Below are 22,734 nucleotides of genomic sequence, written 5' to 3'. Positions count from 1 at the left end.
GAAATAATCAGGCTGGTGTTTTCTTGCTGTGGGCTCTTCTTCGGTCTTCTTCCGCGCGCGTGTCATAGCTGGATCGGTGATCTGGCGAGAGACACAACATGGGGCGGGAACAAGGGCGGACGTGTGCGCATTGCGGCGAGAATTTCACCCCGGACGCGCGCAATGCCCGTCACCAGCGCTACTGCTCGCAGGCGGCGTGCCGGACCGCCAGTAAGCGCGCCAGCCAGGCCAAGTGGCTGTCCAAGGAGGACAATCGCCACTACCACTGCGGTCCCGCCGCGGTCGCCCGGGTGCAGGCGTGGCGGCACGCCCATCCTGGCTACAGTCAGCGCAACGCCCGTGCGCCGGGCGCGCTCGCCCAGTTGCCCGCAGTCGCCGCCCCGGACCCAGTCACCGCGTCCCTGCCGATCCCGGCATCGGCCGCGTCCGTGTCTGCCGCGCCGCGCGCTGCTCACGCGCCGGACCCCACCGCGCACGCACCGTTACAGGAGCACTTGGGCACCCCGTTACAAGATGTCTTAGGGTCCCCGTTACAAGATATCTTGGCTACTCAACCTGCTGTCCTGATTGGCTTAATCGCGCATCTGTGGGACAGTGCGTTACAAGAGGACATCGCCACCGCGCTGACCCGGTTGATACAACTGGGCCACGATATCCGCGGCGGAGGCGAGCATGACCATCATCAAGCGGGTCTTGAACCCGGACCGGTTGCGCCAGGTACCCGAGCACTTCAGTTGGCTCGATCATCGCCTGGTGCGTGAGCACTACATCGAGCGGGCTGACGTGTGCGCCTGGGCGCTGTATCTGTTTCTGCTCAGCGTCGCCGACGTGCATGGCCTGAGCTATTACAGTGACGCCACCCTGTCACAGCGCCTGCGGTTGCCGGCGCCCCGGCTGGCGCAGGCGCGCTGCGAGTTGATCGCCCTGGATCTGATCGCCTTCGAGCCACCGCTCTATCAGGTGCTCAGTCTCCCCGGGACGGTCCCGACCAGCGTCCACCTCCAGCGACTGCACGCGGTCTTGGAGCGGCGGTCATGATCGACTACGCCACCTGGTGTGCAATTCGCGACGGCAACGCCAAGCACCTCACGGCGCGGCAAATAGCCCGGGACCTGGGGCTGAACGTCAAGACCGTGCGGCGCTGGCGGGCGCGCCCCTATGAGCAGCGGGCCACCGCGGCACGCCCCAGCAAGCTCGATCCCTTCAAAGGGCGCATCGTCGGTTGGCTCGAGGCCCATCCGCTCAGCGCCCAGCAGGTCTTTCAGCGCCTCGGCGAGGCCGGGTATGACGGTGGGATCAGCATCGTCAAGGAGTATGTACACACCATTCGCCCACGTCCGCGGGAGGCGTTCCTGACCTTGGCCTTTGCCCCCGGCGAGGTGGCGCAGGTCGACTGGGGCGAATGGGGCACCATCGCCGTCGGGGAGACGCGTCGGCGCCTGTCCTTCTTCGTCATGGTCCTGGCCTACAGCCGGCAACTGTACGTGGAGTTCACCCTGGCCCAGACCATGGAGCACTTTCTGGCCGCGCACATCAACGCTTTCAACGCTCTGGGCGTACCCCAGAAGGTGATGGTCGATAATCTGCGCACCGCGGTGCTGGCGCATGTGCGCGGCGAGCCGCCCCGGTTCAATCCCCGGTATCTCGATTTCGCCCGGCACTACGGCTTCGAGGTCGTGGCCTGTAACGTCGCCAAAGGCAACGAGAAAGGGCGCGTGGAGCGCGGCGTGGGGTACGTCAAAGCGAACTTCCTCAACGGCCTGGAGTTACCGGATTTTACCGCCCTCAACCCGGCGCTGCGGGTCTGGCTGGAGACGGTGGCCAATGTCCGACTGCACCGCGAAACCCAGCGCCGGCCGGTCGATCTGTGGGCCGAAGAGCAGACTCATCTGCAATCGGTCAATCCGCGCCCCTTCGATGTCGGTCGGGTCCTGGCGGTGCGGGCCAATCGCCAGTTCCGGGTGACCTTCGAGGCCAACCGCTATTCGGTGCCGGCGCGCTTTGCCGGCGTTCAGGTGACGCTCAAGGCGTATCCCGATTACCTGTGTGTGTATCACGATCAAGCGCTGATCGCCCGCCATGTCCGCTCCTACGAGCGGCACCGCGATATCGCCGATCCCGATCATGCCAAAGCACTGGTGGCGCAACGCCGCCATGCCCAGGACGCCCACGTCCTCCAGCGGTTCCTGGCCCTGTCACCGCTGGCGGCGAACTACCACACCGGCTTGCTGGAGCGGCGCGGCAACGCCTTGTCCCACGTGCGCAAAATCGTGGCCCTGGCGGACATCCACGGCGAGGAGGCGGTCGCCCGCGCCCTAGCCGATGCCCTGACGTTCGAGGCCTTCAGTAGCGAGTACATCGCCCATCTGATCCAGGCGCGGGGCCGCCAACTCCCAGCGCCCAGCCCGCTTCAATTGCTGCGGCGCCAGGATGTCCTGGACCTGGAACTCCCGCCGCCGGACTTATCGCCCTATGGGAGCGAGGGGTAAGCAGCATGTCGATCACCGAGCAGGTCCTGGTGCAGCAACTCGAACGGCTGCAATTACGCTATTTCCTCCAGCACTATCCGGACCTGGTGGCGCAGGCGGCGCGCGAGTCCTGGACCCATGGCCACTTTCTCGAACAACTGGTCGCCGGTGAGGCGGCCCGCCGCGACGAGGCCCGGGTAGCGCGGCGAGTGAAGGCCGCCCACTTGCCCGGCCTCAAGACCCTGGATGGCTTCGACTGGAGTTGGCCAAAGAAGATCAACCGCACCCAGGTGCAGCACCTCTTCCGCTTGGAATTCCTGCCCCAACAGGGCAACGTCATCCTGCTGGGCGGAGTCGGCGTGGGCAAGACCCATCTGGCCATCGCCCTCGCGCACACCGCCTGCCTGCAAGGACACGCCGTGCTCTTTACCCGCGCGGTCGATATCGTCACTGCCCTGGCCGCCGCCCAGGCCACCGGCGGGCTCAAGCGGGAACTGGCGCGGTTGCTGAAACCTACACTGCTCGTGATCGATGAGCTAGGCTACTTGCCGATCGACAAGTTCGGCGCCGACGGTCTGTTCCAGGTCATCAGCCAGCGCTATGAGCGCGGCTCCACCGTCATCACCACCAACCGGGCCTTCAAGCAGTGGCCGGAAATCTTCAACAACGATAGTACCCTGACGTCAGCCTTGCTCGACCGGCTGCTCCATCATGCCGAGTCCGTGGTCATCGAAGGTCGCAGCTATCGCATGCGCGATCAGACCGACGCCTGAGTCCCGCTCCCCCCAGCGCTCCCCCATGACCGCCGCCAGTCACCCTGCGTGACCGGCGGCGACCCTGTTCTTGCCCCGCCATCGTTCCGCCGATGCCTTTTGTGGTCCGTTTTGTTGTCGGCTGTTTTGTACCGCTTTCACGGTGGCGCCGACACGCGGGAGCCAGGCCGCCGCACCCACCCGCAGCGACGCGAGGCGTTGCCGCAGGTTCTCGGGCTGACCCAGACAGACCAGGGGCGGGCGCGCCGGGTGCCCGGCGCGCGCGTCGGCGCCAAGACTCGCAAAGGCCTCGACGTGCGGGAAGGCCAGCAGGTCCACCAGGACGAGCAGCGACGGGGGCCGTCCCCCGCCGGGGCCGCCCTGGTCCTGGACCCGGCGGCCCAGTTGCGCGGGTGTGTCAAAAACCGCCAGGTCCAGCCCGAATCCGGTGAAATGCGGATCCATGGCCGCGACCAGGGCGACATCAGTGGAGAGCAGCAGGACGCTTCCACGCGCGGACGGGACCTGGGTCTGTGCGTTCATACTATTGATTTCCATGGTAGCTCCATTAGGGCCGCACCCCCACACCGTCAGGACCACACCAGCCCTGGGGCGGTCCTGCCCCCCTTTCTCAAACAACAACAAAACGTGTGGCAACCGCCGCGGCGACCCCCACCGGCGCGGTCCTGCTCAGGTCAGGGTGTCGATCAGGTCGCCACCCTGCGGCAGCGGCACCACGGCGCCGTCGGGGCCGAAGCGGTGCCCCTGGCGCAGACAAAAGGTCAGCCACTTGCCGAGGAACAGGTTCACCCGCCACTTGGCCTCCAGGGCCGGGCGTTGGTAGTCCGCGCAGAGGGGCAGGACGGTCTGGCGCAGGTCGAGCACCTCCACCTGGCGGGCATCGTGGTAGATCCGCAGACGCGCATCGGGGTCGGCGCGCGGCCCGGCCAGTTCGCCGCGGCCATCGTCGCCGCCCCCCGGACCCGGCTCGCCGACGCCGTCGGCGGCTGAAAAGAGGTGGGTGAGCCTGATCAGGCTGGTGTATCGGGAGTGCTCCTCGACCCGCAGGAACAGGTCGACGCTGCCCTTGCGCCGGGAAACCGCGAGCCCGCGCTGGTCCTTCAGGTGCGGGGCGAGTCGGCACAGGAGGACAAAGTTCTCCTCGCACAGGGTCATCAGGTCGCCCACCGTGGGACGCCCGAACGCAAGACCAATCAGGTCGCGGTGATACCGGGGGGGGCAGCCGGCGAGTTGCATCGCTAGCGCGCGGCGGACGCCGTGCCCGCACACTCAGGGCGACGCAGCGCAAGCACGGCGGCCGACGGCGGGTCGGCTCGGCAGGGGCAGCGGCGGTCGGTCATCAGGGTCATGGCGTCGGGCCCACCGCAGGGGCGGGCCCCACGCCCTCAGCCGTGGCCGGACGGCGGCGCGCCGTCGGGGCCGGCGCTCGCCTGCCGGGCGGCGATCTTGCGCTTTTCTTCCGCCATGTCGAGTTCTTGGGCCTTGCTGACGAGGTCGCGAAAGCGCCCCTCCGGCAGCGCCCCCGCCTGGGCATAGATGACGATCTGTTCACGAAAGATCATCAGGGTGGGGATGGATCGGATCTGGAAATGGGCGGCGATTTCCTGCTCGTCTTCGGTATTGACCTTGGCGAAGACGATGTCGCCGAAGTCGGCGGAGACCTTGTCGTAGACCGGTGCGAAGGAGCGACAGGGACCACACCAGGGGGCCCAAAAGTCCACGATCACGAAGTCATTGTCACGGATCGCGGCCTCGAAGCCGACCTTATCGAGTTCCACCACTGCCATGGGAATCACCTGTACTAACGTGTTTGACTGATGGTAACAGAATCCCCCGGGGGCCGCAGCTTCCTAGCTGACTTCAAGGGGAATCAGTGTATTACATTAAGATCACACAACAAAAAAACCGGGCCTTCACCCGGTTTTTTAGGCACCAGGGCCCGTCGGCTCAGAGCGACTCGAGCTGACCGATGATTTGGGCACGAATCGCCTCGACGGCACCGATGCCATGAATCTTGAGATACTTGGGGGCACCCTCACCGCCCTGCTCGGCCCAGGATGAGTAGTAGTGGATCAGGGGCTCGGTCTGGTCGTGATAGACCTTGAGGCGGGCCTTGACGGTCTCTTCCTTGTCGTCCTCGCGCTGGGTCAGGGGCTCGCCGGTCTCGTCGTCGCAACCCGCGGTCTTGGGCGGGTTGAAGACCACATGGTAGGTGCGGCCCGAGGGCGCGTGGCCCCAGCGGCCGGACATCCGGCGGATGATCTCCTCGTCCGGCACCTCGATCTCGACCACCGCGTCCACGAAGACGCCCGCCGCCTTCAGGGCATCGGCCTGCGGCAGGGTGCGCGGGAAGCCGTCGAAGAGATAGCCGGCCCGGCAATCGGGGTCGGTGATGCGCGCCTTCACCATCCCCATGATGATGTCGTCGGAGACCAGACCGCCCGCGTCCATGATCTTCTTCGCCGCCTTCCCAAGCTCGGTGCCTTGCTTGACGTGGGCGCGCAGCATGTCGCCGGTGGAGATCTGGGGGATGCCGAAGTGCTCCTTGATGAAGCCGGCCTGGGTACCTTTGCCGGCCCCGGGGCCGCCGAGCAGGATCACGCGCATGGATATCGCCTCTTGGTCAGGTAGGATGGGGGACGCGGCCGGGGCGGCCGGATAATCGATGCCCAAGTGTGCCACAAGCCCCTTGAAAAATCGCCTTCCACGCCACCTTTTCAAGTGGCCGACTGCCTGCAAACGCCACCATAACGACCGCAGCTAAGGTTGTGTTCGGCTCAAGGTTCATGCGCGCTCGCCCTGCCCCGGGCATCCCACTGGCGGCCGATCTCCAGGATTTCCGGCAGGATAGCGATCAACAGACGCACCAACCGCGGGTCGAAATGGTGCCCGGCGCCCTCTTCCAACAGCTTGAGGATCTGTGCGAGCGGCCAGGGTTGCTTGTAGGGCCTGGTCATCGAGAGGGCGTCGAACACATCGGCCAGGGCGATGATGCGCGCCGATTCGGGGATAGCGGTACCCGCGAGCCCCCGGGGGTAACCGCTGCCGTCCCATTTTTCGTGGTGGCAGAGTGCAATCTCCGCGGCCAACTGGAATACCGGCGCCTGGCTGCGGCTCAGGATCTCGTATCCGATCTGCGCATGGGTCTTCATGACCTCCCATTCGCTCGCGTCCAACTTCCCCGGCTTCGTCAGGATCGGCGTCGGAATGCCGATCTTGCCGGTATCGTGCATCGCAGCCGCCAACTCGAGCAGTGCGCAGCGCTCCGGCCCCCACCCCGCCGCCCTGGCCAGTGCCCGGCTGTAGGCGGCCATGCGCCAGATGTGCATCCCGGTATCCGAATCATTGTGGTGCCCCGCCTCGCCGAGCATATAGATGGCATCGCGATAGGCCTGTTCGAGCCGGTTCGCGCTCACCAGCGACAGATGCGCCCGCACCCGCGCCTTGACGATCGCGGGGCGCACCGGCTTGGTCAGGTAGTCGACACCGCCCGCATCGAAACCGGCCTGTTCGTCCTCTTCACGCGTCTGGCCGGTGACGAAGATCACCGGGATGTCCCTGGTCTCGGGCGCCGCCTTGAGTTGACGGCAGACCCTGTAGCCGTCCATATCCGGCAACTGCACGTCGAGCAAAATCAGCGACGGGTGGTGTTTCTCGACAGCCCGCAGGCTGTCGACCCCGCTCCGCGCAAAGACCAGGGAGTAGTCGTCTTTCAGGGTCTCACGCAGCAAAGTCAGGTTGGCCGGCTCGTCATCGACGCACAAGAGGGGTGCAGTGTTCATCGTGTCGGTGCCTGTGGTCACTCAAGTTTGATCGAGGACGATCCCCAGCGCGGCCGCGGCCAGACGCACCTGCGCCTCGGCGGCACGGAAGTCGAATGCATCCACCAAGTCACGTAGCCGGCGCACCCCCGCGGCCGGCAGCAAGGGCCCGAGCGCGGCCAGGATGGGCTCGGCGTGGTCTGGATTGTCGCGATCCAGCGCCCGCAACAGGTCGTGCAACAGGCGGCTGGCGACGGCCGGATCGATCGGCGCGGGTGGCACGGTACCCTTTTCCTGCGGCGCACTCGGGGCCGGCACGCGTGCCGCGATGACCGCCGCCAGCGCCTCCTGCAAACTGATCAGGCCCTGCTGCGGTGCCTGCCCCGCGTTGATCGCTTGCTCGATCGCCGCGGCGACACGTGCCACCTCGGTCAGCGCCAAGGCACTGGCCGCACCCTTGAGCTTGTGGGCCAGCGCCGCGGCCGCGGCCTGCTCGCCATGGACCAGCAGGCCGGCAATCACCTGCCCGGAATCAGGGTAAGACTCGATAAAGCGTTCGAGTAGCCGCTGATAGAGCGCGGCGTCACCGAAGTTGCGCCGCCCAGGTTCCAGGTCCAACGCCCCCGCCCGTACCTCTGGCTGCGGAGGCGGGACGGGGCCAGGCTGCCGTATTGTCTGCGACAACCAATGCAGCAGGGTGGCATAGAGCGCCGGCGGATCGACCGGTTTGGAGACGAAATCGTTCATCCCCGCGGCCAGGCAACGGTCGCGGTCCTCGGCGAAGGCATTGGCTGTCATGGCGACGATCGGCACGCGGTGTCCGGCCGGGACGGCCCGGATCGCGCGCGTCGCCGCCAGGCCGTCCACTTCGGGCATCTGCATGTCCATCAGGATCAGGGCATAGTCCGTGCGCTGGGCCATCGTGAAGGCCTCGGCCCCGTCGTTGGCGATATCGACCTCCAGACCGACGGCCTCCAACAGCCCACGGCCAACCTCCTGATTGATGTAATCGTCCTCGGCCAGGAGCACGCGGGCGCCGCGCCAGTTCCCGCCCAGGGTCGCGGCGGCATCGGACGCGCTGAGGTCGGTCGGCGGCGCGCCCACAGTGAGGTCTCCCAGGACCCGGCTCAATACCTCATACAGGTGCGAAGGGGTGACTGGCTTGATCAGCACGCTGGCCACACCGGCGCCACGCGCGTCCTCCCGCAGGTTTGCACCGTCATAGGCGGTGACGAGCAGCAGACGGATGGGCTGCTGGACCAGCGGCAAGGCGGCGATGCGCCGCGCGGTCTCGATGCCGTCCAGCCCCGGCATGCACCAGTCCAGCAGGACCAGGTCGTAGCGCGCGGCCGCGGCCTTCATGATCTCCAGTGCGCCCTCCCCGGAGTCGAGGGCCGTCACCGCGACCCCCCAGGCGGTGAGTATGGCGGCCAGCACCTCCCGCGCCTCGGGCTGGTCGTCCACCACCAGCGCCCGCCAGCCTCGCACATCGATGGGGCGCGGCGGGCGACGCACCGCCCCGGCGATCTTGCCGAGCCGGGCGGTGAACCAGAAGGTGCTGCCGACCCCGAGTTGGCTGGTGACGCCGATCTCACCGCCCATCAACTCGGCAAGCCGCCGGTTGATGGCCAGCCCCAGACCGGTACCACCATAGCGGCGCGTGGTGGAGCTGTCAGCCTGCTCGAAGGCATCGAAGAGGCGCCCGAGCTGATCGGCGGCAATGCCGATGCCGGTGTCCTGGATCTCGAAGCGGAAGAGTTGGTCGTCGGGGCGGTCCTCCTCGATCCGCACCCGCAACCGGATCGCGCCGCGCTCGGTGAACTTGACCGCGTTGCCGAGAAAATTCAGCAATACCTGGGTCAGTCGGGTCGGGTCGCCGCGCAGGGGCTCCGCGCCTTCCAACGCCGGGTCCAAGTCCACGACCAGTTCGAGCTGCTTGGCGTATGCCTTTTCCCCGACCAGGGCGCAGACCTGGCGCAGCACCGGGTCCAGGGCCAGTTCGGTCTGCTCCAGCACCAGCTTCTGCTCTTCGATCTTGGCCAGGTCGAGGATGTCGTTGATGAGCTGCAGCAGGTGCCGGGAGGCGGTGGCGATCTTGTCCAGTCGCTCCTGACGGTTCGGGTCCGGGTCCTCCTGGCGCAACAGGTGCGTCATCCCCAGGATGGCGTTCAGCGGCGTGCGAATCTCGTGGCTCATGTTGGCCAGGAACCGGGACTTGGCACGCGTCGCCACCTCCGCCGCCTCCTTGGCCTGACGCAGGCGCTCATAGGACTCGCGCTCTTGCGTAATATCTTCGATGACGCCCAGCGCGCCCTTGGCCGGCTGCTGTGGATCGAGCACCTGGCCCCGCAGCCGCGCCCAGAAGCGGGTACCGTCCTTCTTGACGAGCTGCTGTTCGCGCTGGTGCAGCCCGCCTTCCGCCATCTGCGTATAGACCGGTGTGCCCCCCAGGACATAGCTGGCCTCGTCCGGATACCACAGACGGGTCGGCGCCCCGTCGAACTCGCCGGGGGCATAACCGAAGATCTCCTCCAGCTTGCGGTTGCAGCGCAGGATGGTGCGCTCACGCATCAGGACGATGCCCACGCTCGCGGCGTCGAAGATCGCGCGCAATTCCTCGTTGGTGGCTGCCAGTTCCGCGGTGCGCCCGGCGACCCGTTGCTCCAGTTCGGCGTTGAGCGCGAGGATCTCGCGCTCCACCCGTTTGCGCTCCGTGATGTCGCGCAGAAAGGCCACGAAGGTTCGCGAATCGGCATCCGGCGTGGTGCTGACCTCGACATCGATGATGCGACCGTCCCGGGTGCGGTGCCGCGTCTCGAAGAGGTCAGACCCCTGGGCCAAGATGTGTTCGCTGCGGTTGGCGACATCCACCTCGCGATGCGCGACGTCCAGATCCGTGAGATGCATGCCGAGCAGTTCCTCCCGGGAGTAGCCGCTCATCTCCAACGCGGCCTCATTCACGTCCAGGAGCCGCCCGGTCGCGATGTCCACCAGCCAGAAGGTGTCATTGGTGGTGTTGAGCATCGTCGTATAGCGGTCCGCCGCCTGCTTGAGCTCAAGCTCCGCACGCCGGCGTTGTTGCTCGCCCGCGAGCGCATCCAGGGCGAAGGACACATTCGCCGCCGCCTGCTCCAGCAGGCCGACCTCCGCATCCCCGAACACGCCGGGCTGTCGGGCGTAGAGGGTCAGGGCTCCGCTGGCGCGCCCGGCGAAATGGATCGGCAGGCTGACCGAGCCGGCCCAACCGGCCCGCGCTGCCGCCTCGCGCCAGGGCAGGGTGTGCGGATCGGCGCAGAAATCCTGACAGACGTAGACCCGCTCCTCACGAATGGCCGTACCCGTGGGACCCTGACCACGCGGCCCGTCGTCGGCGTAGATCTCGATCTGGTCCAGATAACCCGCGTCATCGCCGAAGGAGGCGACCGGCACGACGCGTTGCGTCGCCTGGTCGACCCAACCGACCCAGGCCATGGCGAAATGGCTGGTCTCGATCAGGATGTTGCAGATCGAGGCGAAGACCTGCTCGCGGGTCGTGCTGCGCAACAGCGTTTGGTTCACCTGCCCCAGCGCGTCATAGAGTCGACTGATGCGTTCGATCTCGCGCTCCCGAACGCGGCGTGACTCGATCTCGGTGCGCAGCACCTGCTCGGCGGTCCGATGTTGGGCCTTCTCCCGACGCTGCCAAAGGGCGGCGCCAATGACGACCAGGGCGCACACCACCGTCAGCAGCAGGGCCAGGTTGAGCAGCGCGCGCTGTCGGCCGGCGGCGAAGAACCGCGTGCTGTCCGCCTCGGTGACCAGCAGCGGATAGAGTGATGCGCGCGCGTCGATCCGCAACTGGATCGCCCCGAGCGGGATGGCGTCTGCACCGGCGGATTGGAACAGCGGGGCGATGACGCTCAGATGCGGGAACGGCCGCACCGGGCTGGTATGCAACTCGGTCAGGATCGGTTGGCGCGCGCGCAGCGCCACAGCCAACCCGGCGCCGTCCTCATCCATCATGGCGCCGCCGACGCCGGTCAGACTCAAGTCGATCCGCCCGTCCGGCGCCACCAGGACGATGTCCTGGTAGCCGTAGCGGTGTTGGAGGCTGCGGAAGTGCGTGAGCAGTGGTGCGGCGGCCGCGGCGGACCCCGGGTCCGCCCGCCAACGGACGATCGCATCGATCAGCAGCGGGCTGTCCGCCAGTACCCCGGCATCGCCCTTGCGCTCCGCCCGCCAGGCCACGAGCTGATCGGCCTTGAGTGCGTTGATCGTGACGAGGTCATCGTCGATATCTTGCCGCGATTGTTGGAGTTGAGCCCGATAGAAGGCGAGCGCCGCGACGCCGATGGCCGTGCCCACCAACACGGCCACCCCGGCGAGCAGCAGCCGCCGCCGGAGGCCAATCAACCGCGGGGCCGGCACTCCGGCGTTCATGACCAGGACCGGGGAGCAGCGGCGTCGCCGGCAGATACCGGAACACACCGCGGCCAAGGCCTGAGGCGCCGGGCTGCCCCACGGATCACCGACGCCAGCCGCGACCGCACCAGGGGGCGGGGCGAGGCGTCATGGCCGACGGCATCGGCGTGCAGTAATGGGGCGGGGTCCATGGTTGCGATGGTCCGAAATAGCGCGACAAAGGTATCTTACGCCGTCATGCCCGCCGGCAGGCTGCGGCCGGATAAATAACGTTCGAGTGTGCCACAAGCCCCTTGGAAAATCGCCTTCGATGGCTACCTTGGCGAGTGGTCCAATGTCAACTCAGCGAGACCAGCGATATGCCGGTTGATGCGATTTTCGCACCGGGTGGGCAGACCCCGCGTGGTCGGGATGCGCCGGGCCAAGCCCCCCATCCCGGCGCCGGCGGCGGGGCCGACCAGAGCCCGTCGTACGCGCGGCGACAGGATACCAGGGGTAGACACTGAAGCCGGAGCGCCACGCGGGTCTGGCCCTGGTCGAGGAGGGGTCCCTGCGGATGGCCCCCTTACTCCTGCTGCCGGACCTGCTGACGGAGATGGGGCTCGCCGCGGGCCCCGTCATCACCGCGGCCGGCATTGACCCGCGCCTCTTCGACGACGCGGAAAACACCATTCCCTTTCGGGACCTGGGCCGCCTGCTCGCCCACTGCGCGACGCTCGCGGCCTGTCCCCATCTGGGACTCCTGATCGGTCGGCGAGCGGGTCTGGACGCATTGGGCCAGGTGGCCCCACTGGTCCGCAACGCGCCAGATCTGGGCAGCGGACTGCGCACCATGATGAGATACCTGCACCTGCACGACCAGGGCGCCGTACCGATGCTGTGGGAGCACGATGACACGGCCATCCTCGGGTATGTCATCCATCTGCCGGATGTACCCGCAACCGCTCAGATCTCTGACGGCGCGGTCGCGATCGTCTACAACGCGACAGCCCATTGTCACTGCTGGAGCTAGCCCTCACCCTTGGCTACGCGGACGAATCGGCCTTCTCGCGCGCCTTTCGCCGCTGGTCCGGGACCTGCCCCGCCGTCTGGCGCACCGGGCACCGGCACCTCTGATCCCAGCCGCGGGGCAACCCCCATGGTCGCCCGGCGGCCCCCAGGCGCCGAGCGCCGAAAAATGTCGCGAAATGTCAATCGGCGATGCGGTGAGGCACTGGTTCAGTTTAATTCCTGTTTACAAGACATTGAAATATATGTAATATATCTAGTTCGGCGCGGGTTTCCGTCACTTTTTGAATAAGTGAGAACTTCTTGAACGGACAATGGACATGCCCTCATTGCAATTCACAGAATTGTCGGCATCACAAGACGTATCAAACCGGTCATAACGGTACGCGTTTGCTGTGGCGATGTCAAAGTTGCAATAGGCTCTTTTCCGAGACCAAAGCCACCCTTATCGAGGGGCTCAGGAAACCGACCAGCTTCATCATTCAAGTGCTCAAAACGCGCACTGAGGGGATCGGCTTGAACGCCGCCTGCCGGGCCTTCGCGATTGCGAAGAATACGTTGCTCCTATGGGAGCGTCGCCTGGCCGATTGCAAGGATGTGCTGGTCATATATGCCCTGACGCACACCTTTATTGAGCAACTGATCGAAGGTGATGAGCTTTATACGAAAGTGAATAGGAATGTCCCCCCGGAGGATTGTGAAGGCTGGACGATCGTACTGATGGAAAGGGCAAGTCGATTTATCTGGGCGCTTCAGTGCGGGAAAAAGGATCGCAGCCTATTTTCATATGCCATACAAATACTTAGAGATGTCATCCTGCGTACTGGCGATGTCACTCTAGTCACCGACGGGGAACGTCGGTATGGCAATCTCCTGTTTGAAATTTGCCACGAAGTATTGCGAACCGGAAAACGCGGCCGCCCACCGAAAGTGCTTCGTCGCGGTGTGAAGGTGCGCCTTAAGAATAAAGGGAAAGGAACTGATAGAACGGGGCACTCGCGTCCCAAATACGAAACCCCTCATCCGGAGCATCCAGAAACCGATCAAGATGTGACGCCAGCCGATATTCATGCTAATCATTTGGAAGCATCGAACGCTTCATTTCGGCGAAAGAATTCTGCTTATCGCCGCCGAACGAATACGTACGCGAAGAGCATTTCTGGTTTGCAAAGAACATTGGATATGTTGTGGATTGTCCATAACTTTATTCGCAGCCACTTCACGACAAAACAGGTTCCTGCGGTGGCTCTGGGGATTCTCCAGCAGGGACTCTCGTGGGATGAGGTCCTTAGAGTTCGACAGCCCAGGTTATAAAAATACTACAAAAACATAAGGATAAGGAAGAACCAAACTGAACCAGTGCCTGCGGTGATCAAGGATAGATTATTGCCGAGCAAGGCCGGACTGCATCCACCGGCCGAGCGACTGCCCCGCTGGGCCAGGCGCGTGACCCGGCCTGCTCAGACCTTTGGTTGACTCAAACAACAAAAAGTTGCGCATGGGACTGCGAGCCAGGGTGTTGGGGATGGGTCCCCCGGCGCCCGGTCCGCACCCGTTCGGCGCGACCCGAGAGAGGCGGTGGACAGATGATAAACAAGCGACTGACATACTCGCGCGCCCCGGCGCTCGCGGCCCTGGGACTGCTGGCCGCGGCGGCGTCCGCCCATGCGGCCCCGGCGGACGACGGCGGTTGGCATTTCAACCTGGTGCCCTATCTCTGGTTTCCGGCGATCTCGGGCACCGTCGATACCGTGGTCAGCGGACTGCCCGGACCCGGCGGTCGCACGGCGCGACCGGTCGATGTCAGCGGCACCATCCGCCCGGACAGCTACCTGAGCAACCTGCAGATGGCCGTGATGCTGATGGCCGAGGCACGCAAGGGCCCCTGGCTGATCTATGGCGACCTGATGTACACGGACCTGGCCAGCCAGACCACGCGAGTGCGCCGGGTCACCGGCCCGCGCGGCAACCTGTCTGGCCAGATCGCCCTCAATGCCGCGACCGACATGAGCACCACCATCGTCACCCTGGGCGGCGGTTACGCGGTGGTCGACAATGACAGTTGGGGCCTGGACCTGGTAGCGGGGGCGCGTTTCCTCGACCTCAGCAGCGACCTCACCCTGTCCCTGCAGGACGCGCAGGGGCGCTACCTGCGCAACCACCAGGCAGCCATGGACCGGCAGGTGTGGGACGGAATCGTCGGCGCCCGCGGCGAGGTCCGCTTCGCGGGCGGCCACTGGTTCGTACCCTATTACGCGGACATCGGGGCCGGCACCTCGAACTGGACCTGGCAGGCCCTCCTGGGTCTGGGGTATCGCTTCGATTGGGGCGCCGTCACCCTGGCCTGGCGCGCCCTCGGGTATGACTTCACCGGCAATGACGCGAAGCTGACACTCTCCGGGCCGGGCCTGGGGGTCAGCATCCGCTGGTAATGGCACGCCGCCGCCTGTTGCGGCCCAGCCCAGCCCGACTGGCTGAGTAACGAGTCAAGAACAGGCGGACCCGCCCAACGCCAACCTGTCGGTCCTGGAGGGGGGCGAGATGGCGAACATCGTCCTGGAGTTGCGCGAACCCCGGCTCGCGGGGCGCGACCTGAGCTATGCGGTCAAGGTCCTGGAGGGTCAGCCGCCAGCCAGCGGGGGCCCGGCCTCGCTCTTCATCGACATCATCGGCATGCCGTTGACGCCCATCTCCTTTGCCGGCGCGAGCCGGCGCATGTGGCGGCGCTGACGGCCGACCCGCGGCGCAAGCCGCCGGGCCGCACTGCACCTCGTGGTCGCGGCCCACAAGCCCTGACCTGACTTGTCCGCCGATGATCCTCAACCACACGCAGGAGTCGCTGATGAACCGATCGATCGCATTGAGTCTGCTGGCCATGGGCCTCGCTTTCGCCGCCGCGCCCGCGAGCGCCGTCGTCTATTGCAAGACGGTGGGCGTCCCGAAGGGCTGTGTCGCGCGACCGGTCGCCAAGGCGCCGGTGGCACCAGCGGCACGCGCGGTTGCCGCACCAAAACCAGGAAATCTAAATGGCGGGGTAAATCGCGCCGGTTTGCGCCGCTGAACCGTTGTCGCGGCCCGCGCTCGCGGGTCACTTCAGCCTATGCTCTCGGCCTTACTGACCGGGGCCATCTGAGTATCGCGCCGGGAAAACGGCGTCCTCAACCATCGACACATCGGAGAACAGGCAAATGAAACTCAAGCAGCTGATCGTCAGTTCCACCGCCGCCTTGGCGCTCATCCTGGCCGGGAGCGTGGCGGCGGAGTCCTATAAGGAAAAGGCTGCCGCGGCCGCCGAGGCGGACGCGGTAACCACCGGCGCCGCCGCGGAGCAGAAGGAGGCGGACAGCCTCCAAAGCCAGGCGGACAAGCTGGCGAAAGAGGCCGCCGCGGCGCGGGCCAAGGCCAAGGCCGACCCCACCGCGGCCAATGAGCGTGCCGCCAAACTGAAGACTGAGGAGTCGGTCGATGCGGCCGCGGTCGCGGGCGGCATGGAAGGCAGAGCGGCGGCAGACCAGAAGGCGGTCGAGGACCTGAAGAAATAGTCCGCCGCGCCGGGCGGGGCAGTCGCCCCGTCCGCACAATCTTTCGGAAACGCATTTCATAGCAGGCTTTCTGAGATCACCGCAAGGCGCTTACTGTACGTTTCCGTATCAATGGCAGAATAAAGCGCCGACGTTGCAGGCCCCATCAATGCGATCGGCCGACGACCGGTCGTCCATCCGGTCCGATCGGCTCCCGAGGAGCGACCGATGCTGAAAAACTTGAGAACCTTCGTGCGTGCGGCAATCGCCATCGCGATTGTCGGCGTCACGCCCATCCATGCCCAACAGGTCACCGGCACCCCGGGCTCGCCCGGTGCCACCACGACCATACCCGGCAATCAACTGCCGCCGCCCGACCCCAAGTTCGGTGGCGTCATCAAGGACGGCGCGCTGCAATCCAAGCCCTGGTGGGCGCCGCGCGTCGTGCCGCCCAAGGGCGCGCCCAACGTACTGCTGATCATCACCGACGACGCCGGCTTCGGCGTGCCGGGCACCTTCGGCGGCGTCATCCCAACGCCTTCGATGGACCGCATCGCGAGCGAAGGCCTGCGCTACAACCGCATCTTCTCCACCGCGCTCTGCTCGCCGACCCGGGCGGCGCTCATCACCGGACGTAACCATCACTCGGCCGGCTTCGGCGTAGTTTCGGAACAGTCCACGGGATTTCCCGGCTACAACAGCATCATCGGCAAGGACAAGGCGACCATCGGGCGCATCCTGCTCGACAATGGTTATGCCACCTCCTGGTTCGGCAAGGATCACAATACCCCGGCCTTCGCGGCCAGCCAGGTCGGACCCTTCGACCAGTGGCCGACCGGCATGGGCTTCGAGTATTTCTATGGCTTCGTCGGCGGCGACTCCAACCAGTGGCAGCCGAACCTGTTCCGCAACACCACCCAGATCTACCCCTTCGAGGGCAAGGCGCCCGGCACCTGGAACCTGATCACCGCCATGGCCGACGATGCGATCGACTACATGACGCGCATCCACCAGACCGACCCGAATCGGCCGATCTTCATCAAGTACGCCCCCGGCGCCACCCACGCGCCGCATCACCCGATGAAGGAATGGGTGGACAAGATCAGTGCGATGCATCTCTTCGACGACGGCTACGAGAAGCTGCGCGAGCGCATCTTCGCCAACCAGAAGCGGCTGGGCGTGATCCCCCAGGATGCGCAGTTGACCCCCTGGCCGGCAGAGGTCCTGAAGCCCTGGGATAAACTCACCGCGGACGAGCAGAGGCTCTTCATCCGCCAGGTGGAGGTCTTCGCCGCCTTTGCCGCCTATAACGATCACGAGATCGGGCGGGTGATTCAGGCCTTTCAGGACTTGGGTAAGCTCGACAACACGCTGGTCATCTACATCAACGGCGACAACGGCACCAGCGCCGAAGGCGGGCCGCTCGGCACGCCCAACGAAGTCGCGTGGTTCAACGGTGTGGGCATGATGCCGGTGGACGAGCAGATGAAGTTCTACGACGTCTGGGGCACCGAGCAGACCTACAACCACATGTCCGCCGGCTGGTCCTGGGCCTTCGACACACCGTTTGACTGGTTCAAGCAGAACGCCTCCCGACTCGGCGGCACCAATCAGAACATGGTCGTGTCCTGGCCGGCCCGCATCAAGGACAAGGGGGCCTTGCGCGAGCAGTTCGTCCATGTGATCGACGTGGTCCCCACCATCCTGGAGGCGGCCGGCCTCAGTGCGCCCGAGGTCGTCGACGGCATCAAGCAAGCGCCGATCGAGGGCACGAGCTTCGCCTACACCTTCGATGCCGCCAATGCCAAGGCGCCGTCACGCCACAAGACCCAGTACTTTGAGATGATGGGCCAGTGGGCGCTGTACCACGACGGCTGGCTGCTCGGCACCAAGGTCAATCGTGCGCCCTGGGAGGCCTTCGGTCCGGCCAATCCCGATCCGTTGAACAACCAGGAGTTTCAACTCTACGACCTGAGCCGCGATTTCACCCAGAGCGAGGACATCGCAGCAAAGCACCCGGAGAAGGTCAAGGACCTGAAGACGATATTCGTGGCGGAGGCGAAGAAGCACCAGGTCTTCCCGCTCGATGCCTCGGTGGCGGCCCGGATCGTGGCCCCGCGCCCGAACATCACCGCCGGGCGTTCTGAGTTCGTCTACACCCGGCCGATGACCGGCCTGCCCCAGGGCGACTCGCCGTCGCTGCTCAACGCCTCTTACACCATTACCGCCGCAATCGAGGTTCCGCAAGGCGGTGCCGAGGGCATGATCCTGACCTCGGGCGGGCGCTTCGCCGGCTACGGCTTCTACCTGCTCGGGGGCAAGCCGGTGTTTCTGTGGAACCTGGTCGACCTGGAGCGTCTCAAGTGGGAAGGTCCGGACGCGCTGACCCCCGGTCCCCACACCCTTGAGTTCGACTTTCAATACGAGGGCCTGGGCGCCGGTACGCTGGCGCTCAACAACTTCAGCGGTGTCGGCCGGCCCGGTACCGGAACGCTCAAGGTCGATGGTAAGGCAGTCGCGACCAAGCGGATGGAGAAGACGCTGCCGATGATCCTGCAATGGGACGAGTCATTCGACATCGGCTCCGATACCCTGACTGGCGTGAATGACGCGGACTACCGGCCGCCCTTCCCGCTGACCGCCAAGCTCGTGAAGCTGACGATCAAGGTCAATCGTCCGGAACTGACGCCCGCGGACATCGAGAAGCTCAAGGAGGCCGATGCCAAGGCGGCGGCGGCCAGGGAGTAGTCGCCGCAGTCCGCCATCCGCCAGTCTGGCGGATCGCTCGGCAGCGGACGGTCCGCCGGGCGATCCGCGGCCCGCCCCCGCTTCGTCGTAATTGTTCAGACACCCGGAGAAATCGTTGTGCCGATACCACGCCCAACTCGTCTGATCGGAACCCTCGTCCTGGCCCTCGCCTTGTCCGGCAGCCTCGCCCTCCAGGACGCCCTGGCGGCCGCTGAGGGCTCGCACCAGCCCAGGGAAGGCCAGTTCAAGTATTCGACCCCCATCCCGCCCGGGATCGCTTCCCCGGACAAGGTGCAGACGCGCCTCGGGACCCTGCATTTCTTCGACGGCTTCCCGGATCAGGCCACCGCCGAGAAGCTCTACGACAACCTCGACTTCCAGCGCGCCGTGCAGGCGTACCTGCTGGCCCTGCCAGCCGTCAATCAGGCGGGCAATCGCAATGCCATCCTGACGCTGGGTCCGGCGAATGCGACCGTGCCGATCTGGGAGCAACTGGTGGATGCCCGCACCGTGGAGCTCACCGCCAACGACAATACGCCCTACACAAGGGCAAGCCATTCGCACCTGACGCGCGGATGAAAAAGATACTCGCAGAGGCCGCCGCGGTGGGCGACGCCACGGCGCGTACCATCGCATTCCACATGCGCGATCGCGACGACTACTATTACGCCGACAGCCACTGGCAGCTCCCGTTCGTCGGCGGCTACAGGTTCCAATCTCAGCCGGGGGTGCTTAACCTCGACGGCTACGCCTTCTATTACTTCATGGCCACTGGCGTGACCCCGGCGATGCAGGAAAAGATGGTGGGCAGAGGTTCCCAGTACGCCTGGACCGCCCGGGATGCGAAGGGCGACCCGCTCGACGGCGGCAAGCACTACCAACTCCACCTGCCGCCGCATGTCCCGGTCAAGGACTTCTGGTCCGTGATCCTGTACAGCAACCAGACCCGCTCGATGATCCAGACGGACCAGCGCTTCCCCAGCGTGAGCAGTCAGACCGAGGGCCTGCTGGTCAATGCGGACGGCTCGGTGGACGTCTGGTTCGGCCCGACGGCGCCGGCCGGAAAGGAGAAGAACTGGGTACAGACCGCCCCCGGCAAGGCTTGGAACACTATCCTGCGGCTCTACGGACCGCTGGAGCCCTGGTTCGACAAGACCTGGCGACCGGGAGAAATCGAGCTCAGGAGGCTCCGCAACGGACATGAGTAGCAGGCAGCAGTGGGGAATCAGTTCGGCAGTCCTGAGGCCAGCCGCCGCGCTGCTGCTGGTCCTGTGGGTGCCTGCACCATTGGCGGGCGCCGCGGACGGGCCAGCCGCGGCGCCAGCCGCAGCGACCATCCCGGCAGCCCCAGCCCCGATCCCGATCGAACACATCGCCCCATCGGCCACCGCGGTGGCGCAGCTCCTGCGCCACCTGGCCGCGGACCTGATCCCAGGCGCCGAGATCGAATCGATCCGCACGACCCTACCCGGTATCGTCACCGCGCTCGCGACCGACGAGGGGCAACTCCTGGACCTGCTGCGGGATCAGCCCTCCCTGGAGACGCTCCAGGCCCAGGAGGAAGGCTGGCACGCCCGTCAGCTCGCCCTCACCGCGTGGCTCGACACCCTCACCGGGCGGGCCGCCAGGCTCCAGGACGCGGCCACCAGTCTCACGCGGCTGCACGAGACCTGGACCCTGACCCGCCAGGCGGCGCAGGCTGCCGCCAGCCCCGCCGCGGTGCTCGCGCAGGTCGACAACACGCTCGCGACCCTGGCGGCGGCACAGCCGCTCTATCGCGCCCAGCGCGACGACGCACTCGACCTTCAGGCCGCGGTCGCCCGCGAGGTCACCCGCTGCGAGGGCGCCAGGACGCGCATCCTGGAGGCCCAGGAGGGCAATGTGGGCGGGGTCTTCGCCCTTACCGGCCGCCCCCTCTGGAGCCCGACGCTCTGGACCCAGGGGCTGGCCGCCATCCCGGGGCGTGCCCACCAGGTCGCCGCGACACTGCGCGTCCAGGTCGGTCTGTACCTGCACGAACCCGCGAAACGGATGCCGCTGCATCTCGCGATCTTTCTCGCCACCCTGATCGCCCTGCGGGCGGCCCGGGGACGACTGCGGCACTGGGCGGCGGCGGGCGAGGACATCGCGCGCATCACCGTCGTCTTCGACCGCCCCGTAGCCGCCGCCCTGGTGGTGGCACTCATCTTTGCGACCAGCCTCGCGTCACCGGCCCCGGCCGAGGTGAAGGAACTGCTCGGGGCCCTGGCACTGGCGCCCTTGATCCTGCTCGCCCGCCCCCTGCTGGACGCGGCGCTGCGCCCGCCGCTCTTGACCCTGGGCCTGCTCTTCGCCCTGGACCGGGCGCGCCACGCCTTCGGCGGCGCCCCCCCCTTGGTCGATCAGGCCCTCATCTTCGTGGAGTCCCTGGCCGGGGGGATCGCGCTCCTGTGGCTGCTCTATCACCTGAAGCAGCGGGCCGGGGACGATGAACGGGTGCCGCCGGGCACGACCTGGGTCTGGCGCCTCCTGGCAGGCGCGGCCCTGGCCGCGCTGGCGGTCGGGCTCGCCGCCAGCCTGGTGGGCAGTCTGCGCCTCGCCCGCCTCAGCACACCGGCGGTCCTGGTCGGGTGGGTCTACGTCCTGTGGTTCTATGCCGCGGTCCGGGTGCTGACCGCCGTCCTCGCCTTTGCGCTTCGGGTCTGGCCCTTGCGGTCCCTGAACATGGTCCGCGATCACCGCAAGTGGCTGCTGTTGCGCGCCCAACGGTTGCTCATCTGGGTTGCGGTCCTGAGCTGGTGGTACCGCTATCTGGACTACCTCGGCCTCTGGGCGCCCTTCACGGCAGCCATCCAGTACAGTCTCGCCGCCCGGCTGACGCTCGGCAGCTTCAGTACCTCCGCCGGGGACGTCCTGGCCTTCGCCGTCACCCTCTGGGCCGCCCACCTGGTGTCGGCCGGGCTGCGCTTCGTCCTGCAGGAGGAGGTCTACCCCAGGACCCGTGTTTCCAGCGGCATCTCCTATGCCGCATCGAGCCTGCTCCAGTACAGCATCGCGATCCTGGCCTTTTTCATCGCGCTCGGATTCCTGGGCATCACACTCACCCAGGTGACGGTCTTCACCGGGGCCCTGGGGATCGGCATCGGGTTCGGCCTCCAGAGCGTGGTACAGAATTTCGCCTCCGGGCTCATCCTGCTGTTCGAGCAGCCGATCCATGTGGGGGATGCGGTCCAGGTCGGCGAACTGCAGGGCCGGGTGCGCCGGATCGGCATCCGCGCCAGCGTGGTGCGTACCCTGCAGGGCGCCGAGGTCATCATCCCCAATTCCCAACTGACCGCCAATCAGGTAACCAACTGGACCCTGAGCGACCGGCAGCGGCGGTTTGAACTCCCGGTCGGCGTCGGCTACGGCAGTGAGCCCCAGCGGGTGATCGCGTTGCTGGAGGGGGTCGCCCAGGCCCACCCGAAGGTCTCGCCCGAGCCCCCGCCCCGCTGCTATTTCATGAGCTACGGCGACAGCTCGATCAATTTCGAGCTGCGCGCCTGGACCGACTACGATGACACGACCGAGGTCCGTAGCGCGCTCGCGGCGGCGGTCTACCAGGCCGTCTATGCGGCCGGGCTGAGCTTCCCGTTCCCGCAGCGGGAGGTGAGACTATTGTCCTCTGAGAACGTCGCGCCGGCGCCTGGCGCCCCAGGTGCGTGATCCGGCCTTCGGCGTTATATCCAACCGTGTTCAGTCTTGGCCTTGATCATCGTCCCGGCCAGGCGGCATCGTAGGGTGGACAAGCGCAGCGCAGTCCACCAGCGGTGGTGCGGAATTCGGTGGACTACGCTATCGCTTGTCCACCCTACGGCCAGAACCTTGATCGAGGCCTGAGTTTTCAGTTTCTGGTTTTTCGTAAGATGCTGGCTGGCATCGCGTAACCAAGAACGAACAACCGAAACTGAAAACCTGACGGTATAGTATGCGCCCATGAGTATCAGGAACCCCCCGCCAGATCACGCCCAGTCGGCCCTGCCGACGGACCGGGACAATGCCGCGGCCACGCTGCCAAGCACTCCTTTGGCACCGC

20 protein-coding genes are annotated in these 22,734 nt (G+C 66.1%); 14 read left to right on the top strand and 6 right to left on the bottom strand.

Annotated features, from left to right (window positions below; genetic code table 11):
- The first annotated feature begins 672 nt into the window (after positions 1 to 672).
- The 3 genes from THSYN_RS06745 to istB are packed head-to-tail and all read left to right on the top strand — an operon-like array spanning position 673 to position 3,241.
- Positions 673 to 1,038, top strand: coding sequence for a hypothetical protein (locus tag THSYN_RS06745; RefSeq protein ID WP_100918454.1), 366 nt, complete (start codon positions 673 to 675; stop codon positions 1,036 to 1,038).
- Positions 1,035 to 2,489 (top strand): IS21 family transposase, encoded by a 1,455-nt coding sequence (gene istA / locus THSYN_RS06740; protein ID WP_100918453.1) that lies wholly within the window; start codon positions 1,035 to 1,037, stop codon positions 2,487 to 2,489. Before THSYN_RS06745 ends, istA begins: the two co-directional genes overlap by 4 nt.
- A 5-nt stretch (positions 2,490 to 2,494) precedes the next feature.
- Positions 2,495 to 3,241 (top strand): IS21-like element helper ATPase IstB, encoded by a 747-nt coding sequence (gene istB / locus THSYN_RS06735; protein WP_100918452.1) that lies wholly within the window; start codon positions 2,495 to 2,497, stop codon positions 3,239 to 3,241.
- A gap of 39 nt (positions 3,242 to 3,280) precedes the next feature.
- Here istB and THSYN_RS06730 read toward each other — a convergent pair whose 3' ends face one another.
- The 6 genes from THSYN_RS06730 to THSYN_RS06705 all read right to left on the bottom strand — a co-directional run bounded on the left by THSYN_RS06730 (position 3,281) and on the right by THSYN_RS06705 (position 11,421).
- Entirely contained in the window at positions 3,281 to 3,763 is a 483-nt protein-coding gene (locus tag THSYN_RS06730; RefSeq protein ID WP_100918451.1) for a hypothetical protein, read from the bottom strand.
- Positions 3,764 to 3,910: 147 nt separating this feature from the next.
- The gene (locus THSYN_RS06725; protein WP_100918450.1) at positions 3,911 to 4,477 is read right to left on the bottom strand and encodes a DUF1249 domain-containing protein; all 567 of its coding nucleotides are present in this window, start codon (positions 4,475 to 4,477) and stop codon (positions 3,911 to 3,913) included.
- 149 nt (positions 4,478 to 4,626) lie between these two features.
- Positions 4,627 to 5,028 (bottom strand): thioredoxin, encoded by a 402-nt coding sequence (trxA, locus tag THSYN_RS06720; RefSeq protein ID WP_100918449.1) that lies wholly within the window; start codon positions 5,026 to 5,028, stop codon positions 4,627 to 4,629.
- Between the two features lie 160 nt (positions 5,029 to 5,188).
- The gene (gene adk / locus THSYN_RS06715) at positions 5,189 to 5,848 is read right to left on the bottom strand and encodes an adenylate kinase (protein WP_100922325.1); all 660 of its coding nucleotides are present in this window, start codon (positions 5,846 to 5,848) and stop codon (positions 5,189 to 5,191) included.
- 170 nt (positions 5,849 to 6,018) lie between these two features.
- A complete protein-coding gene (locus THSYN_RS06710) occupies positions 6,019 to 7,023 on the bottom strand; it encodes a response regulator (protein WP_100922324.1) in 1,005 nt (334 codons plus the stop codon).
- A 21-nt stretch (positions 7,024 to 7,044) separates the two neighbouring features.
- Complete coding sequence (locus THSYN_RS06705) at positions 7,045 to 11,421, bottom strand: response regulator (RefSeq protein ID WP_100918448.1); 4,377 nt, start codon at positions 11,419 to 11,421, stop codon at positions 7,045 to 7,047.
- A gap of 538 nt (positions 11,422 to 11,959) precedes the next feature.
- Here THSYN_RS06705 and THSYN_RS06700 point away from each other — a divergent pair.
- The 11 genes from THSYN_RS06700 (at position 11,960) to THSYN_RS06655 (ending at position 22,364) form a co-directional block, all read left to right on the top strand.
- Entirely contained in the window at positions 11,960 to 12,415 is a 456-nt protein-coding gene (locus THSYN_RS06700) for an AraC family transcriptional regulator ligand-binding domain-containing protein (protein ID WP_100918447.1), read from the top strand.
- Positions 12,397 to 12,519: a helix-turn-helix domain-containing protein gene (locus THSYN_RS37200; protein ID WP_100918446.1), complete on the top strand. Its 123-nt coding sequence runs from the start codon at positions 12,397 to 12,399 to the stop codon at positions 12,517 to 12,519. Before THSYN_RS06700 ends, THSYN_RS37200 begins: the two co-directional genes overlap by 19 nt.
- 195 nt (positions 12,520 to 12,714) lie before the next feature.
- Complete coding sequence (locus THSYN_RS06690; protein WP_100917404.1) at positions 12,715 to 13,725, top strand: IS1 family transposase; 1,011 nt, start codon at positions 12,715 to 12,717, stop codon at positions 13,723 to 13,725.
- A gap of 272 nt (positions 13,726 to 13,997) precedes the next feature.
- Positions 13,998 to 14,843, top strand: coding sequence for a hypothetical protein (locus THSYN_RS06685; protein ID WP_100918445.1), 846 nt, complete (start codon positions 13,998 to 14,000; stop codon positions 14,841 to 14,843).
- Between the two features lie 109 nt (positions 14,844 to 14,952).
- Entirely contained in the window at positions 14,953 to 15,141 is a 189-nt protein-coding gene (locus tag THSYN_RS06680; protein ID WP_216644703.1) for a hypothetical protein, read from the top strand.
- Between the two features lie 82 nt (positions 15,142 to 15,223).
- Positions 15,224 to 15,472 carry a hypothetical protein gene (locus THSYN_RS06675; protein WP_216644702.1) on the top strand — a complete coding sequence of 83 codons (249 nt, stop codon included), beginning with the start codon at positions 15,224 to 15,226 and terminating at the stop codon, positions 15,470 to 15,472.
- 127 nt (positions 15,473 to 15,599) lie between these two features.
- A complete protein-coding gene (locus tag THSYN_RS06670) occupies positions 15,600 to 15,953 on the top strand; it encodes a hypothetical protein (RefSeq protein ID WP_100918444.1) in 354 nt (117 codons plus the stop codon).
- 207 nt (positions 15,954 to 16,160) lie between these two features.
- Entirely contained in the window at positions 16,161 to 18,680 is a 2,520-nt protein-coding gene (locus THSYN_RS06665; RefSeq protein ID WP_100918443.1) for an arylsulfatase, read from the top strand.
- A gap of 117 nt (positions 18,681 to 18,797) precedes the next feature.
- Positions 18,798 to 19,259: a hypothetical protein gene (locus THSYN_RS35220; protein WP_216644701.1), complete on the top strand. Its 462-nt coding sequence runs from the start codon at positions 18,798 to 18,800 to the stop codon at positions 19,257 to 19,259.
- Complete coding sequence (locus tag THSYN_RS35215; protein ID WP_216644700.1) at positions 19,256 to 19,888, top strand: DUF1214 domain-containing protein; 633 nt, start codon at positions 19,256 to 19,258, stop codon at positions 19,886 to 19,888. The genes THSYN_RS35220 and THSYN_RS35215 overlap by 4 nt, the downstream gene beginning before the upstream one ends.
- Complete coding sequence (locus tag THSYN_RS06655) at positions 19,881 to 22,364, top strand: mechanosensitive ion channel domain-containing protein (protein ID WP_157817500.1); 2,484 nt, start codon at positions 19,881 to 19,883, stop codon at positions 22,362 to 22,364. The genes THSYN_RS35215 and THSYN_RS06655 overlap by 8 nt, the downstream gene beginning before the upstream one ends.
- Positions 22,365 to 22,734: the final 370 nt, after the last annotated feature.

Origin of the sequence: Candidatus Thiodictyon syntrophicum (genome assembly GCF_002813775.1) — a bacterium.
GTDB classification, from domain to species: domain Bacteria; phylum Pseudomonadota; class Gammaproteobacteria; order Chromatiales; family Chromatiaceae; genus Thiodictyon; species Thiodictyon syntrophicum.
This window is presented reverse-complemented; position numbering and strand designations above follow the sequence as displayed.